This window comes from Pseudomonas sp. MF4836, from assembly GCF_002018875.1.
In the GTDB taxonomy this organism is placed as follows: domain Bacteria; phylum Pseudomonadota; class Gammaproteobacteria; order Pseudomonadales; family Pseudomonadaceae; genus Aquipseudomonas.
Genome location: NZ_MVOL01000004.1, coordinates 452758 through 465625 on the forward strand (window position 1 = coordinate 452758; position 12868 = coordinate 465625).

A 12868-nucleotide genomic window follows, 5' to 3' on the forward strand; every position below is an offset into this window, starting at 1 on the left:
GTGTTTCAACTGCCCGGCGTGTGATCCAGCGGTATGCCCGCCGGGGAAAATTTGGCACGATGCGCGGCTTCTGCCAGAGCACGGATGTTCACCTTTGATTTTCGGCCCCAGCCCCATCGCGTTCATGTACCTGTACCTGTTGCTGATCCTCTGCGGCGCCAGCGCGGCAGGGTTGGTGTCCCTGGTCATGGCGCTGCGCCACCCGGAAAAACGCCAGCGACTGCGCAAGCGCCTGTGGCTGCACGTGCCCCTGACCCTGGCCATGCTGTTTTTCGTCGGCCTGGGGCTCAAGTTTGTGTGGGGTATGGTGGCCCTTTCCGTCGCGCAACAAGAGCGGACCCAGGCGCTGAACCCGCGGTTGCAAGCGGATCTGCAACTGGACGAACTGCACTTCCCGGCCGGGACCCTGGTCAAGCTCGATACCCTGGACCCGGTGGACTGGAAGGGGGAGTCGCAGCTGTCGGGCCTGCAAAGCGTCGCTTATGCGACGTTCAAGACGCCGCAGTCGGTGCTGGGCCTGCAGGTCAGCGACATAGACATGCCGCCGCATTACTACTTTTCAAAACTGTTGCTGGTGGGCGACCAACAGATCGCCGGCTGGCCCTGCAAGGGTGGCGGCTGGGTCAGCTTTGACCGCACCGTCGAAGACCGGACCTTTCCCAGCCGCTGGCGCTTCGATGAATGCCACATGAGCCCGGATGCCCGCTTGGCCGATGTCACCTGGCCCGCGGGCAGCCAGGTGTTCCACGAGTCCTCCGGCTTTATCGTGCGCACCGACGGCGAGGTGCCGCGTCCCGTGGCCTACCAGGGCATGCAGTTCCTGTCGCTGACCCTGGACCTGGATGAAAACCAACAGTTACGCCAATGGTCGGGTGTCCTGGCCCAGCCGGTGCGCCTCGGGGAATGGCATTACCCGGCAGGCATGCGGGTGCGCCAGGAAGCGCCGGACCGCCTGCTGTTCAGCCCGACCCGCGAGTCCACCGCGGTTAACCATCAGACCCGCAAGAAGCTGTCCGTGGGGCGTTCCATTCTGCAGCAGCGTGCCGATGGCGCGGTGCTGGATATCCAGCCCAATGACAAGGTCGGGGTCATCGACTGGGAGGAGTTCGGGGGCTAGGGCTGCTCGCTTTGCGGCGTGACGCGCAACACCTCCTCCAGGGTGGTCAGGCCGGCAGCGACCTTCTGCGCGCCCGATAGGCGCAAGCTGCGCATGCCGTCCCTGGCCGCCTGGCGGCGCAAGGCCAGGAGGTCGGTGTCGCGGCTGATCAGGGCCTTGAGGCTGTCGCTCATCTGCATGATCTCGTACACCCCGGCCCGCCCGTGGTAGCCGGTGTCCCGGCATTCCGCACAGCCAACGGCGCGGCAGGCATGTTCGGGCAGGGGCAATTGCCGGGGGTGGGTCAGGGCCTGCCAGTCATCTGCGCCCAGCTCCTGCGGTGCCTTGCAGTGCGGGCACAGGGTGCGTACCAGGCGTTGGGCCATGACCCCCAACACCGTGGCCTTGATCAGGTAATGGGGCACGCCGAGTTCCAGCAGCCGGTTGATGGCGCCAGGGGCATCGTTGGTGTGTGCCGTGGACAGCACCAGGTGCCCGGTGAGCGCGGCCTGGATCGCCATTTCCGCTGTTTCCAGATCGCGAATTTCGCCAATCATGATGATGTCCGGGTCCTGGCGCATCAGGGCGCGCACGCCGCTGGCAAAGGTCAGGTCGATATTGTGCTGGACCTGCATCTGGTTGAACGCCGGCTCGACCATCTCGATCGGGTCCTCGATGGTGCACAGGTTGACCTCGGGCGTCGCCAGTTGCTTGAGGGTGGTGTACAGGGTGGTGGTCTTGCCCGAGCCGGTGGGGCCGGTGACCAGGATGATGCCGTTGGGCTGGCGGGTCATGTCCTGCCAGCGCAGCAGGTCCTCGGCGCCGAAGCCGAGCTGGTCGAAGTCCTTGAGCAACACCTGCGGGTCGAAGATGCGCATCACCATTTTTTCGCCAAACGCGGTGGGCAGGGTCGACAGGCGCAGTTCCACTTCAGCGCCATCCGGGGTCTTGGTCTTGACCCGGCCATCCTGGGGTTTGCGTTTTTCCGCGACGTTCATTCGCCCCAGGCTCTTCAGGCGGCTGACGATGGCCACGGTGACGTGGGGCGGGAACTGGTAGACGTTGTGCAGTATCCCGTCGATGCGAAAGCGCACCGTGCCCTGCTCGCGGCGGGGCTCGATATGGATATCGCTGGCGCGCTGCTGGAAGGCGTACTGGAACAGCCAGTCGACAATATTGACGATATGGGCGTCGTTGGCGTCGGGCTGCTGGTCACTGGCGCCGAGGTTGAGCAGTTGTTCGAAGTTGCCCAGGCTGTGCATCTTGCGTTCGGTGTTGGCGCCGCTGACCGACTTGGCCAGGCGGTAGAACTCCTGGGTGAATCGCTGGATATCCGCCGGGTTGGCCACGACACGCTTGATGGGCAGTTTCAGGACATGGGCCAGGTCGGCTTCCCAGGCGTTCACATCAGGCTGTGCGCTGGCCACGGTGACCCCATGGGGGTCGATGGCCACCGCGAGAATCTGGTGGCGCTGGGCAAAGGCGTAGGACATCAGCGGCGTGATGCTGGCGACATCGATTTTCAGCGGGTCAATTCGCAGGTAGGGCTGGCCCGCGCGTTGTGCCAGCCACAGGGTCAGGCTTTCCAGGTCCAGGCTGCGTCCGGGGCGACGCTGATCATCGAGTTGCTGGCCGGCCAGAAATTCCAGAGGGTGCAGCTGGCTGTTGGCGGCGTTGCGCCGGCTGCTCAGTGCGCGTTCGGCCGAGTCCTGGTTGAGCAGGCCCTGGCTGAGCAGGTCGCGCAGCACATCATTGAGGTCCAGCCAGCGGTCCTGGGTAACGCGGGAAACAGACATTCGGGCTCCTTGGGGGTATTCGGGCACCAAGCGGTTTCAAGGTGTGCGCCTCTGACCGCGAATTGCCAAGAATAGTCCCGGGTAACCGACGGCCCGTCGTCCAAGGGTTGCAGGGTTTTGCCGGCAGCCTGTCAGCCCGCCGCGTGCAGGCGGGAAAGCTCGATGGGCTCGAGCGTTACCGATTCCACGCTGATCAGGTTACGAAGTTTTTCCGCAATCACTCCGGCCCGGTGCCAGCTCAGACCGTCGAGCGCCACCTCGATGTGTAACTGGCCATCCCGTTGCAGCACTGCAACCTGCTGCGGCACCAGGCTCTGCAAGGCGAAATGGTTGAGCACCCGGCACAGCACGTCGGCTTCGGCTTCCGCGCTCAATTGATAGCGCACCTGGCAGTGGCTGTTGGCGCGGCTCCACACATCGGCACGGCAAGGTTCACGGTTTACGGCTTCGAGGTAGGGCATGGCGTTCTCCAGATCAGTGGAGAAATTTTTACATGGGGTCCCGGGTATTTCTTATCTAAGATGAGCGTGATTGGGCGAATAATGAATTATTCATTTCTTGTATATGCCTATTTAAGGAATATCTATGCACAGCGAGCTTGACGCTTATGACCGCCGGATTCTCGCCTTGCTGCAGGAGGACGCCTCGCTGTCCAGCGCGCAGATCGCCGAGCAGGTCGGGCTGTCCCAGTCGCCATGCTGGCGCAGGATTCAGCGGATGAAAGAGGAGGGGGTGATTCGCGCCCAGGTGACCTTGCTCGATCGCAAGAAAATCGGCCTCAACACGCAGATCTTCGCCGAGGTCAAACTCAACGCCCACGGGCGCTCCAACTTTACGGAGTTCACCGAGGCGATTCGCGGCTTTCCCGAAGTGCTGGAGTGTTATGTGCTGATGGGGGCGGTGGATTTCCTGCTGCGCATCGTCACCGCCGATATTGAAGCCTATGAGCGGTTTTTCTTCGAGAAGCTGTCGATGGTGCCGGGAATCCAGGAGGTGAACTCGATCGTCGCCTTGTCCGAAATCAAGTCGACGACGAGTTTGCCGGTGCTGCGCTGAAACTCTAGGGCGGGGCGCTCACCGACAGGCCCGCAGGCTTGCCGGTGAGGAGCAGGTTACAGGCGCAGCAGGGTTTTCCAGGCACGGCTCTGGAACACGGTGATGGCTTGCTGTTTGCGCGCGTCGAGCACTTCATCGCTGATGGGCTCGTTGGCCAGTTGCACCAGCTTGTTCAGTTCGCCGTACAGGCGGTCCAGCTCCGGGATGTCCAGGATGTTGCGGGCGTGGTGCAGCCAGGCCTGGATCCGTTCGATACGCGGCAACTGTTCAGCCAGGTCTTCAGGCTGTTGCTGATAGCGCGGCAGTTGCAGGGCCACGGCCTCGTCGGCCAGCAGGCGCGGCAGCCAGTTGCCCAGTTGCGCGGCGCCCTGGCGGTTGCCACGGGTGTTGCGCTCGGTGGTCCAACTGCGGGCCAGCAACCAGCGCGAAGTGTTCAGCGAGAACAGGCCCCAGCGCACGTCTTCCAGTTCTTCGATGAACTGCTCCGGCGCTGCCTTGCGCACGTCTTCGTCTTCCAGGCCGGCTTGCACCAGTGGGCGCCAGTCTTCAAGCAGGGCGTCGAGGGCGCTGCGCAGTTCGGCGGTGGACTGGCGCGGTGCGGCCTGGCCCAGGCTGCTGAGCAGGGCGCGCAGTTCGGCGAGGTTTTCCACCCAGTCCTGCAGCAGGCGCCAGTGGCCGTTGAAGCGATACTGTTCGGCCAGGCGCTGGCTGCTGCCCAGCAGGTGCCAGGTCAGGGCGGCAAAGGCGTCATCCAGTGCGGTTTCGGCGCTTAACTCCGGTGCCGGCAGGCTCAGCGTGTAGCTGTTGGCATCGAACAGGCGATAGCCGCGCTCGGCCTTGCTGATATCGCACGGCATCAGGGCCAGGGTCGCCGCCAGTTCTGCGGCCAGCTCCAGCAGCGCGGCCGGTTCACCTTCGCGCAGTTCCAGTTCCAGCTCGCAGATTTCTTCCTTCTGCTTGCCAGCAACCACGTGGCCCAGGTCCAGGGCGGCCTCGATCACTACTTTGGCCTTGCCGCGGCCCCAGGCGATTTCCGCGCGTTCGCGGACGAAATCGGTGGTGAAGATTGGCTTGAGGGTCTTTTTGTCCAGCTCGGCCAGTTCTTCGGGCCAGCATTCGCCGTCGAGCTTTTTCACGTCGAGCTTGGGTTTGGCCAGGTGCCAGTCGTATTCATTGCGCTCGGACAGACCGGCAACGCTGTGGCCACGGGTCTTGAGGGTCTGAATCACTTCTTCGCCATCGCGACGCAGGCGCAGAGCGACCTTGGCCTGGGCCAGGTCACGCTCTGGGGTGTCGAAGTACTGGTTCATCAGCTCACGGCGTTCCCAGCCACTTTTGTTGCGTTTTTTCAGCAGCGGGTGCTCGCGCAAGGCGGCGAGGGTTTCGCGGCTGACGCGGAGTTTGATTTCAGTTTCTTTCTGCATGGCCGGAAAATCCAGAATCGGGAGCGCAGCCAGGGGAATGTGTGGCTGCCAAGGCCGTGCAGTGTACAGGACAAGGCGCCTGGAGGTGCCGCGCCGGTTTATTCCTGTCGCAAGATGGCTCTATGATGAGCCTCATCTTTGCCGTCGGGAGCCAGCGCATGCCATTGCCGTCCATGAAAGACCAGTTCGCCGCGCTGATTGCCGCACCGTCCGTCAGCTGCACCCAGGCGGCGCTGGATCAATCCAATCGTGCAGTGATCGACCTGCTTGCCGCCTGGCTCGGTGACCTGGGGTTTGCCTGTGATATCCAGCAGGTCAGCCCCGGCAAGTTCAACCTGCTGGCCAGCTTCGGCAGCGGCCCGGGCGGGCTGGTCCTGGCAGGTCATAGCGATACCGTGCCATTCGACGAAGCCTTGTGGCAGACCGACCCCTTGAAACTGACCGAAGTCGACGGGCGCTGGATCGGCCTGGGCAGCTGTGACATGAAGGGCTTTTTTGCCCTGGTGATCGAGGCGGTCCAGCCGCTGCTGGACCAGCCGTTCAAGCAACCGCTGCTGATTCTGGCCACCTGTGACGAGGAAAGCTCCATGGCCGGGGCCCGCGCCCTGGCCGAAGCCGGTCGGCCACTGGGCCGCGCTGCGGTGATCGGTGAGCCCACCGGGCTCAAGCCGATCCGCCTGCACAAGGGGGTGATGATGGAACGCATCGACATCCTCGGGCAGAGCGGGCACTCCTCTGACCCGCGCCTGGGCCACAGCGCGCTGGAGGCGATGCATGACGCCATCGGCGAGCTGCGCGGCCTGCGGCTGGCCTGGCAGCGCGAATTTCGCAACCCGCAATTCAGTGTGCCGCAGCCAACCATGAACTTCGGTTGCATCCACGGCGGCGACAACCCCAATCGGATTTGCGGCCAGTGTTCCCTGGAATTCGACCTGCGGCCTTTGCCGGGCATGGACCCGCAGATGCTGCGCGCGGCCATCCGGCAGAAACTGGAACCACTGGCCGAGCGCCATCAGGTGAAGATCGACTACGCGCCACTCTTCCCTGAAGTGCCGCCCTTTGAACAGGCAGAAGATGCCGAACTGGTGCGGGTGGCCGAACGACTGACCGGGCATCGCGCCGAAGCGGTGGCGTTTGGCACCGAAGCGCCTTATCTTCAGCGCCTTGGCTGCGAGACCCTGGTACTAGGCCCTGGCGACATCGCCTGTGCGCATCAACCGGGGGAGTACCTCGAAATGTCACGCTTGCAGCCTACCGTGCATCTATTACGTGAACTGATCGAACATTATTGCCTGACGCCGGCCCAACCCCAGTAAAGCGCCGGTGCCCAGGTCCGTACCTATAAGGAGAGTCAGCGTGTCGCCAAGCCTGTTCCGACGATAACCATCAGCCCGATGTGCGTTCTCTGTTTCACCCTTTTATAGGCTGCTTTTTATTAAGGCTCAGGTTCATGCCCGAATACGTCAATTGGCTTCGTCACGCTTCTCCTTACATCAACGCCCACCGCGATTGCACCTTCGTCGTCATGTTGCCCGGCGATGGGGTTGATCATCCCAACTTCGGCAATATCGTCCACGACCTGGTGCTGTTGCACAGCCTGGGCGTGCGCCTGGTGCTGGTGCACGGTTCGCGGCCGCAGATTGAAACCCGCCTGGCTGCGCGAGGCCTGACCCCCCATTACCACCACGGCCTGCGCATTACCGATGCCGCGACCCTGGAGTGCGTGATCGATGCGGTCGGCCATCTGCGGATTGCCATCGAGGCGCGCTTGTCCATGGACATGGCCTCGTCGCCGATGCAGGGCTCGCGCCTGCGGGTCGCCAGCGGCAATCTGGTGACGGCGCGGCCGATCGGCGTGCTCGAAGGCGTGGACTTCCACCACACCGGTGAAGTGCGGCGGGTCGACCGCAAGGGCATCAACCGCCTGCTGGACGAGCGCTCGATCGTGCTGCTGTCGCCCCTGGGTTACTCGCCGACCGGGGAGATCTTCAACCTCGCCTGCGAAGACGTCGCCACACGCGCCGCCATCGACCTGGCGGCCGACAAGTTGCTGCTGTTTGGCGCCGACCGCGGGCTGATCGACGAAAACGGCAAGCTGGTGCGCGAGCTGCGGCCGCAACAGGTGCCCGCGCACTTGCAGCGCCTGGGGGCCAATTACCAGGCCGAACTGCTGGATGCCGCTGCCGAAGCCTGTCGCGGCGGCGTGGGGCGCAGCCATATCGTCAGCTACGCCGAAGATGGTGCGCTGCTGACCGAGCTTTTCACCCGCGACGGCGGCGGCACCCTGGTGGCCCAGGAGCAGTTCGAGCTGGTGCGCGAGGCGGCCATCGAGGATGTCGGCGGTTTGCTGGATCTGATCAGCCCGCTGGAAGAACAGGGGATTCTGGTGCGCCGCTCGCGGGAAGTGCTGGAGCGTGAAATCGAGCAGTTCAGCGTGGTCGAGCGCGAAGGGATGATCATTGCCTGCGCGGCGCTGTATCAGATCGCCGACTCCGATGCCGGCGAGTTGGCGTGCCTGGCGGTGAACCCCGAGTACCGCCACGGCCGTCGCGGCGATGAACTGTTGGAAAGGATTGAAACCCGGGCCCGGGCTCAAGGGCTGAAAACCCTGTTCGTACTGACCACGCGCACCGCCCACTGGTTTCGCGAGCGCGGCTTTGTGCCCAGCAGTGTCGAGCGCCTGCCATCGGCGCGGGCCTCGCTGTACAACTACCAGCGCAACTCGAAAATCTTCGAAAAAGCACTCTGAAACCCTGCTTGTCCCCGCCGTATCGGCGGGGGCGCACCCGCCGCTGTCCTGCAGCGGCATGTGTCAGGCGTATAGCGGCAATGTTGCAAAAAAAAGTCTGTTCGACACATAAACTGTAACAAATTGACGGGAGGATGAGCTCTTCGCCATGATGGCGTCGCTTTTCTGACCTGGTTTGACGTATTTACTTGCGCCAAATCAGATCGGTCTTAAGCATTTATGGGAAATACCATTAAGGAATTGGCTCGGTAGCCGATGTGGATGATTCGGCTGGCTTACGGCATGCCAAGGCATATTCCTGAATGGTATGAAAAAGAATGAAATAATTCTTTTTGGGTTTATGAGGAATTCATTACCCTGCAGGGACCAAATCAGCACGATTAGACCATGGTCGTAGACGCCGATAGTTGCGATTGACTTATCAGTCACGGTCTGGCGCTAATCGCGCATCTGTGGATCCGGGCGTACGACCCAGGGCCAAAGAACCACAAAAATTAGAAACGAGGAGCGAAACATGAATAAGTCCACCTTGGCCCTGGCTGTGGCCGTAGGGGTTTTGGCGCAGCAAGCAGGCGCCGCTGGTTTTATCGAAGACAGCAAGGCAACCTTGGGTCTGCGTAACTTCTATATCAACAACGATAACCGTGACTCCGCCACCAAGGCTGCTGGTGCACAGAGCAAGGCAGAAGAGTGGGGCCAAGGCTTCCAGCTCAACTTCACTTCCGGTTACACCCAAGGCACCGTGGGTTTTGGTATTGATGCCATCGGTCTGCTGGGCGTCAAACTGGATTCCGGTGGCGGCACTAATGGTGCAACTGCTCGTGCCGGTACAAACTCCGGTTCCTACGGCGGTACTGTTTTCCCTAGCAAGTCCAACGGCGAAGCGGTTGATAACTACTCCAGCCTGGGCCTGACTGCCAAAGCCAAGATTTCCCAGACCGAGCTCAAGCTCGGCACCCTGCAGCCAAAGCTGCCGGTTATCGTGACCAACGATGGTCGTATGCTGCCGCAAACCTTCCAGGGCGGTCAGGTCACCTCGAACGATATCAAGGACCTGACCCTGGTCGGTGGTCAGATCGAACACGCCAAAGGTCGTAACTCCAGCAACAATGAGAACCTGTCCATTGCGGGCGCCAACGGTCGTACTCCAGCCGGGCGTGACAGCAACAAGTTCTACTACGCCGGTGGTGACTACAAACTTACCAAAGACCTTACTGCCCAGTACTACTACGGCAACCTGGAAGACTTCTACAAGCAGCACTTCCTGGGTCTGACCCATAACTGGTCGATCGGCCCGGGTGTATTGAAGTCCGATCTGCGTTACTTCAACAGCCGTAATGACGGTGCAAACGGTCATGACAGCAACTACTACACCACTGGTGATTACGGTACTGGCATCACCAAAGGTAAGGTTGATAACAACCTGTACAGCGGCTTGTTCCTGTACTCGGTGTCTGGTCACACCTTCGGTGGCGGTTATCAGGTCAGCAATGGCAACAGTGATTTCCCGTTCCTGAACCAGGGTGATGGCGCTTCGGCTTACCTGACCACCGATATGCAGATCGCCAAGTTCAACCGTGCCGGTGAGCGCACCTGGCAGGCTCGTTACTCGTACGATTTTGCGAAACTTGGCTTGCCAGGTCTGACTGCAGGCGTGATTTATCTGCGCGGCGATAACATTGATACCTCCGGGAAAGTGGGTTCGATCACTCCTCAGCCAACGATCAATGCGACTGGCCGCTCCGAGTGGGAACGCGACCTGACCGTTGCCTACGTTATTCCGGAAGGCCCGCTGAAAAACCTGGGTCTGACCTGGAAAAACGCCATGTGGCGCAACGATGTACCGGGCCAGCGCGATCAGGACGAAAACCGTCTGATCGTCAGCTACTCGCTGCCGCTGTTGTAATACCGCGTTAAAACCACGCCCGGCGCAATGCCGGGCGTGGTGCTGTTTCAAGTCGGGCCCACCCCCGCGAGCCCTTCCCGAATCCCCTCTTTGCAACCACTCAAGGCCTTCTCGAACCCTGATGAGAATGGTGGTCTTCGCCTGCCTGTGGGTCCAGTGAATAGATTTTTAATATTCCTTTATGATCTGAATAAATCGATATTTATTCTTTTTAAATAAGCTCCAGTGCAGGCAGAGTAGCTGCATACCGCACTCACAGGAGCAGCACCCATGAGCCTAAGACTGGGCGACATCGCCCCCGATTTCGAGCAGGATTCCAGCGCTGGCAAGATCCGTTTTCACGAATGGCTCGGCGACAGCTGGGGCGTGCTGTTTTCCCACCCGGCGGACTTCACCCCGGTGTGCACCACGGAGCTGGGCTTTACCGCCAAGCTCAAGGACGAATTCGCCCAGCGTGGGGTCAAGGCCATTGCCCTGTCGGTGGACCCGGTGGACTCGCACCACAAGTGGATCGAGGACATCAACGAAACCCAGAACACTATCGTCAACTTCCCGATCCTGGCCGACGCCGATCGCAAGGTGTCCGACCTCTACGACCTGATCCACCCCAATGCCAACGACACGCTGACCGTGCGTTCGCTGTTCGTGATCGATCCGAACAAGAAAATCCGCCTGACCATCACCTACCCGGCCAGCACCGGGCGCAATTTCCACGAGATCCTGCGGGTGATCGACTCGCTGCAGCTCACCGACAACTACAAGGTGGCGACCCCCGCCAACTGGCAAGACGGTGATGAAGTGGTGATCGTGCCGTCCCTCAAGGACGAAGACGAAATCAAGAAACGCTTCCCTAAAGGTTACCGCGCAGTGAAGCCCTACCTGCGCCTGACGCCACAGCCCAATCGTTAATCGCGCCTGGGGGAGCCGCGGCGCCGGCCACCGACTATGGGCTGCCATGCCCGCTCCCCCTGGGCTTTGCAGAATCATGAAGCAGGGGTTTAAGGCCGTCTCGACGGCCTATTTTTTTGCCTGGAAGATTTTGCTTCTTATATTCTTTTTAAGAATAAACAAATGAAAAAATAAGATTTATAGATATATAAATTGACTGTTAAGGTCTGTCCCATTCAGCGAGATCGCAAACCGCGAATCGCTTTCAGCCCTCAAGGAAACCTCTGCATGCTGGTCGTCTCACTCGGTGGAAGTCCCAGCCAACGCTCCCGTTCCGGGGTGCTGCTGGATCACTCCAGGCGCTGGTTGCAGCAGCACGGTGTGGAAGTTGTCAGCTATCAGGTACGGGACTTCCCGGCCGAAGATCTGCTGCACGCCCGCTTCGACAGCCCGAAAGTGATCGACCTGTTGCAACAGATCGACCAGGCCGACGGCTTGCTGATCGCCACGCCGGTGTACAAGGCGTCGTTCTCCGGCGCGTTGAAGACCGTACTCGATCTGCTGCCCGAACGCGCCCTGAGTCACAAGGTGGTATTGCCAATGGCCACGGGTGGCAGCATCGCCCACATGCTGGCAGTGGATTACGCGCTCAAGCCGGTGCTGTCGGCGCTCAAGGCCCAGGAAATGCTGCACGGCATTTTTGCCGAGGACAGCCAGATCGCCTACGGCGAAGGCAGTGCCCAGGCGCAACTGGCGCCGGCTCTGGAGCAGCGTCTGAGCGAGGCCCTGGAGCAGTTCCACAGCGCCATGGCACGCCGTCCCAAGCCGCTGGATCCGCATATCTTGAATGAACGTTTGTTGAGTGCTCGCTGGAGCATTTGAGCCGCAACCGCCTTACCCGAATTTTGCAGTACTCACCTTACTCAGCCGCTAACGGCCAAGCAGGTGCAGCCAAAAACCCCACAGCAAAAGGAGAGCGCCATGCGCCCTGTAGTTTTGCGTCGCGGTCTGGTCGCTCTGTTTGTTGCGGCTGTGTCCTTCGGCGCCATCACCCAAGCCCAGGCTGAAAGCCTGCGTATCGGTTATCAGAAATACGGCACCCTGGTGCTGCTCAAGGCCAAGGGTTCCCTGGAGAAACGCCTGGCGGCGCAAGGCGTCGACGTGCAGTGGACCGAGTTCCCCGGTGGCCCGCAGCTGCTTGAAGGGCTCAATGTCGGTTCGATCGACTTCGGTGTGACCGGTGAAACCCCGCCGGTGTTCGCCCAAGCCGCCGGTGCCGATCTGCTCTACGTGGCTTACGAGCCGCCGGCACCGACCAGCGAAGCGATCCTGGTGCCCAAGGGCTCGCCGATCAAGTCGGTGCAGGACCTCAAGGGCAAGAAGGTGGTGCTCAACAAAGGCTCCAACGTGCATTACCTGCTGGTGCGGGCCCTGGAAGATGCAGGCCTGAAATACAGCGATATCCAGACCATTTTCCTGCCACCCGCCGATGCCCGTGCCGCTTTCGAGCGCGGCAGTGTCGATGCCTGGGTGATCTGGGACCCGTACCAGGCCGCCGCCGAGCAGCAGTTGCAAGCGCGCACCCTGCGCGATGGCAGCGGCATCGTCGACAACCACCAGTTCTACCTGGCAACCAAGCCCTACGCCGAGCAACACCCTGAGGTGATCAAGGCCCTGGTGGAAGAAGTGCGCGCAGTCGGTGAATGGTCCAAGGCCAACCCCGAGGAGGTGACCAAACAGGTGTCGCCGCTGCTGGGCCTGCCCGCCGACATCACCCTGACGTCGGTCAAGCGCCAGGGCTACGGCGCGTTGTTCCTGACCCCCGAGGTGGTGGCCGCGCAGCAGAAAATCGCCGACAGCTTCTACCAGCTCAAGCTGATTCCCAAGCCGTTGAGCATCAAGGATGTGATCTGGACCCCACCTGCCGCCGTTGCCAAAGCGCCGTAACTCGAA

Annotated in this window: 11 protein-coding genes; 8 read left to right on the forward strand and 3 right to left on the reverse strand. The window is 61.3% G+C overall.

All coding sequences use genetic code 11. The features are described 5' to 3' along the window. The first annotated feature begins 94 nt into the window (after positions 1 to 94). Positions 95 to 1117 (forward strand): hypothetical protein, encoded by a 1023-nt coding sequence (locus MF4836_RS12285; RefSeq protein ID WP_078470539.1) that lies wholly within the window; start codon positions 95 to 97, stop codon positions 1115 to 1117. On the opposite strand, the gene MF4836_RS12290 is transcribed toward MF4836_RS12285, so the two are convergent. Next, on the reverse strand, positions 1114 to 2892 hold the full coding sequence (locus MF4836_RS12290) for a GspE/PulE family protein (RefSeq protein WP_078470540.1): 1779 nt from the start codon (positions 2890 to 2892) through the stop codon (positions 1114 to 1116). The two genes, MF4836_RS12285 and MF4836_RS12290, sit on opposite strands and share 4 nt — an antisense overlap. Before the next feature lie 131 nt (positions 2893 to 3023). After that, a complete protein-coding gene (locus tag MF4836_RS12295) occupies positions 3024 to 3353 on the reverse strand; it encodes a hypothetical protein (RefSeq protein WP_078470541.1) in 330 nt (109 codons plus the stop codon). Positions 3354 to 3477: 124 nt separating this feature from the next. Here MF4836_RS12295 and MF4836_RS12300 point away from each other — a divergent pair, with 124 nt between their 5' ends. Further along, on the forward strand, positions 3478 to 3948 hold the full coding sequence (locus tag MF4836_RS12300) for an Lrp/AsnC family transcriptional regulator (protein ID WP_020295909.1): 471 nt from the start codon (positions 3478 to 3480) through the stop codon (positions 3946 to 3948). A gap of 56 nt (positions 3949 to 4004) precedes the next feature. On the opposite strand, the gene MF4836_RS12305 is transcribed toward MF4836_RS12300, so the two are convergent. After that, a complete protein-coding gene (locus tag MF4836_RS12305) occupies positions 4005 to 5372 on the reverse strand; it encodes a CYTH domain-containing protein (RefSeq protein ID WP_078470542.1) in 1368 nt (455 codons plus the stop codon). A gap of 158 nt (positions 5373 to 5530) precedes the next feature. On the opposite strand from MF4836_RS12305, the gene argE reads away from it, so the two are divergent. The 6 genes from argE to MF4836_RS12335 all read left to right on the forward strand — a co-directional run bounded on the left by argE (position 5531) and on the right by MF4836_RS12335 (position 12862). Then, on the forward strand, positions 5531 to 6688 hold the full coding sequence (gene argE / locus MF4836_RS12310; RefSeq protein WP_020295907.1) for an acetylornithine deacetylase: 1158 nt from the start codon (positions 5531 to 5533) through the stop codon (positions 6686 to 6688). Positions 6689 to 6822: 134 nt separating this feature from the next. After that, the gene (gene argA, locus MF4836_RS12315) at positions 6823 to 8121 is read left to right on the forward strand and encodes an amino-acid N-acetyltransferase (protein ID WP_020295906.1); all 1299 of its coding nucleotides are present in this window, start codon (positions 6823 to 6825) and stop codon (positions 8119 to 8121) included. 514 nt (positions 8122 to 8635) lie between these two features. Then, a complete protein-coding gene (locus MF4836_RS12320) occupies positions 8636 to 10027 on the forward strand; it encodes an OprD family porin (RefSeq protein ID WP_078470543.1) in 1392 nt (463 codons plus the stop codon). Between the two features lie 270 nt (positions 10028 to 10297). Continuing rightward, a complete protein-coding gene (locus tag MF4836_RS12325; RefSeq protein ID WP_020295904.1) occupies positions 10298 to 10936 on the forward strand; it encodes a peroxiredoxin in 639 nt (212 codons plus the stop codon). 267 nt (positions 10937 to 11203) lie between these two features. After that, positions 11204 to 11797 carry an NADPH-dependent FMN reductase gene (gene ssuE / locus MF4836_RS12330; protein ID WP_020295903.1) on the forward strand — a complete coding sequence of 198 codons (594 nt, stop codon included), beginning with the start codon at positions 11204 to 11206 and terminating at the stop codon, positions 11795 to 11797. Positions 11798 to 11896: 99 nt separating this feature from the next. After that, positions 11897 to 12862: a sulfonate ABC transporter substrate-binding protein gene (locus MF4836_RS12335; RefSeq protein ID WP_078470544.1), complete on the forward strand. Its 966-nt coding sequence runs from the start codon at positions 11897 to 11899 to the stop codon at positions 12860 to 12862. Positions 12863 to 12868: the final 6 nt, after the last annotated feature.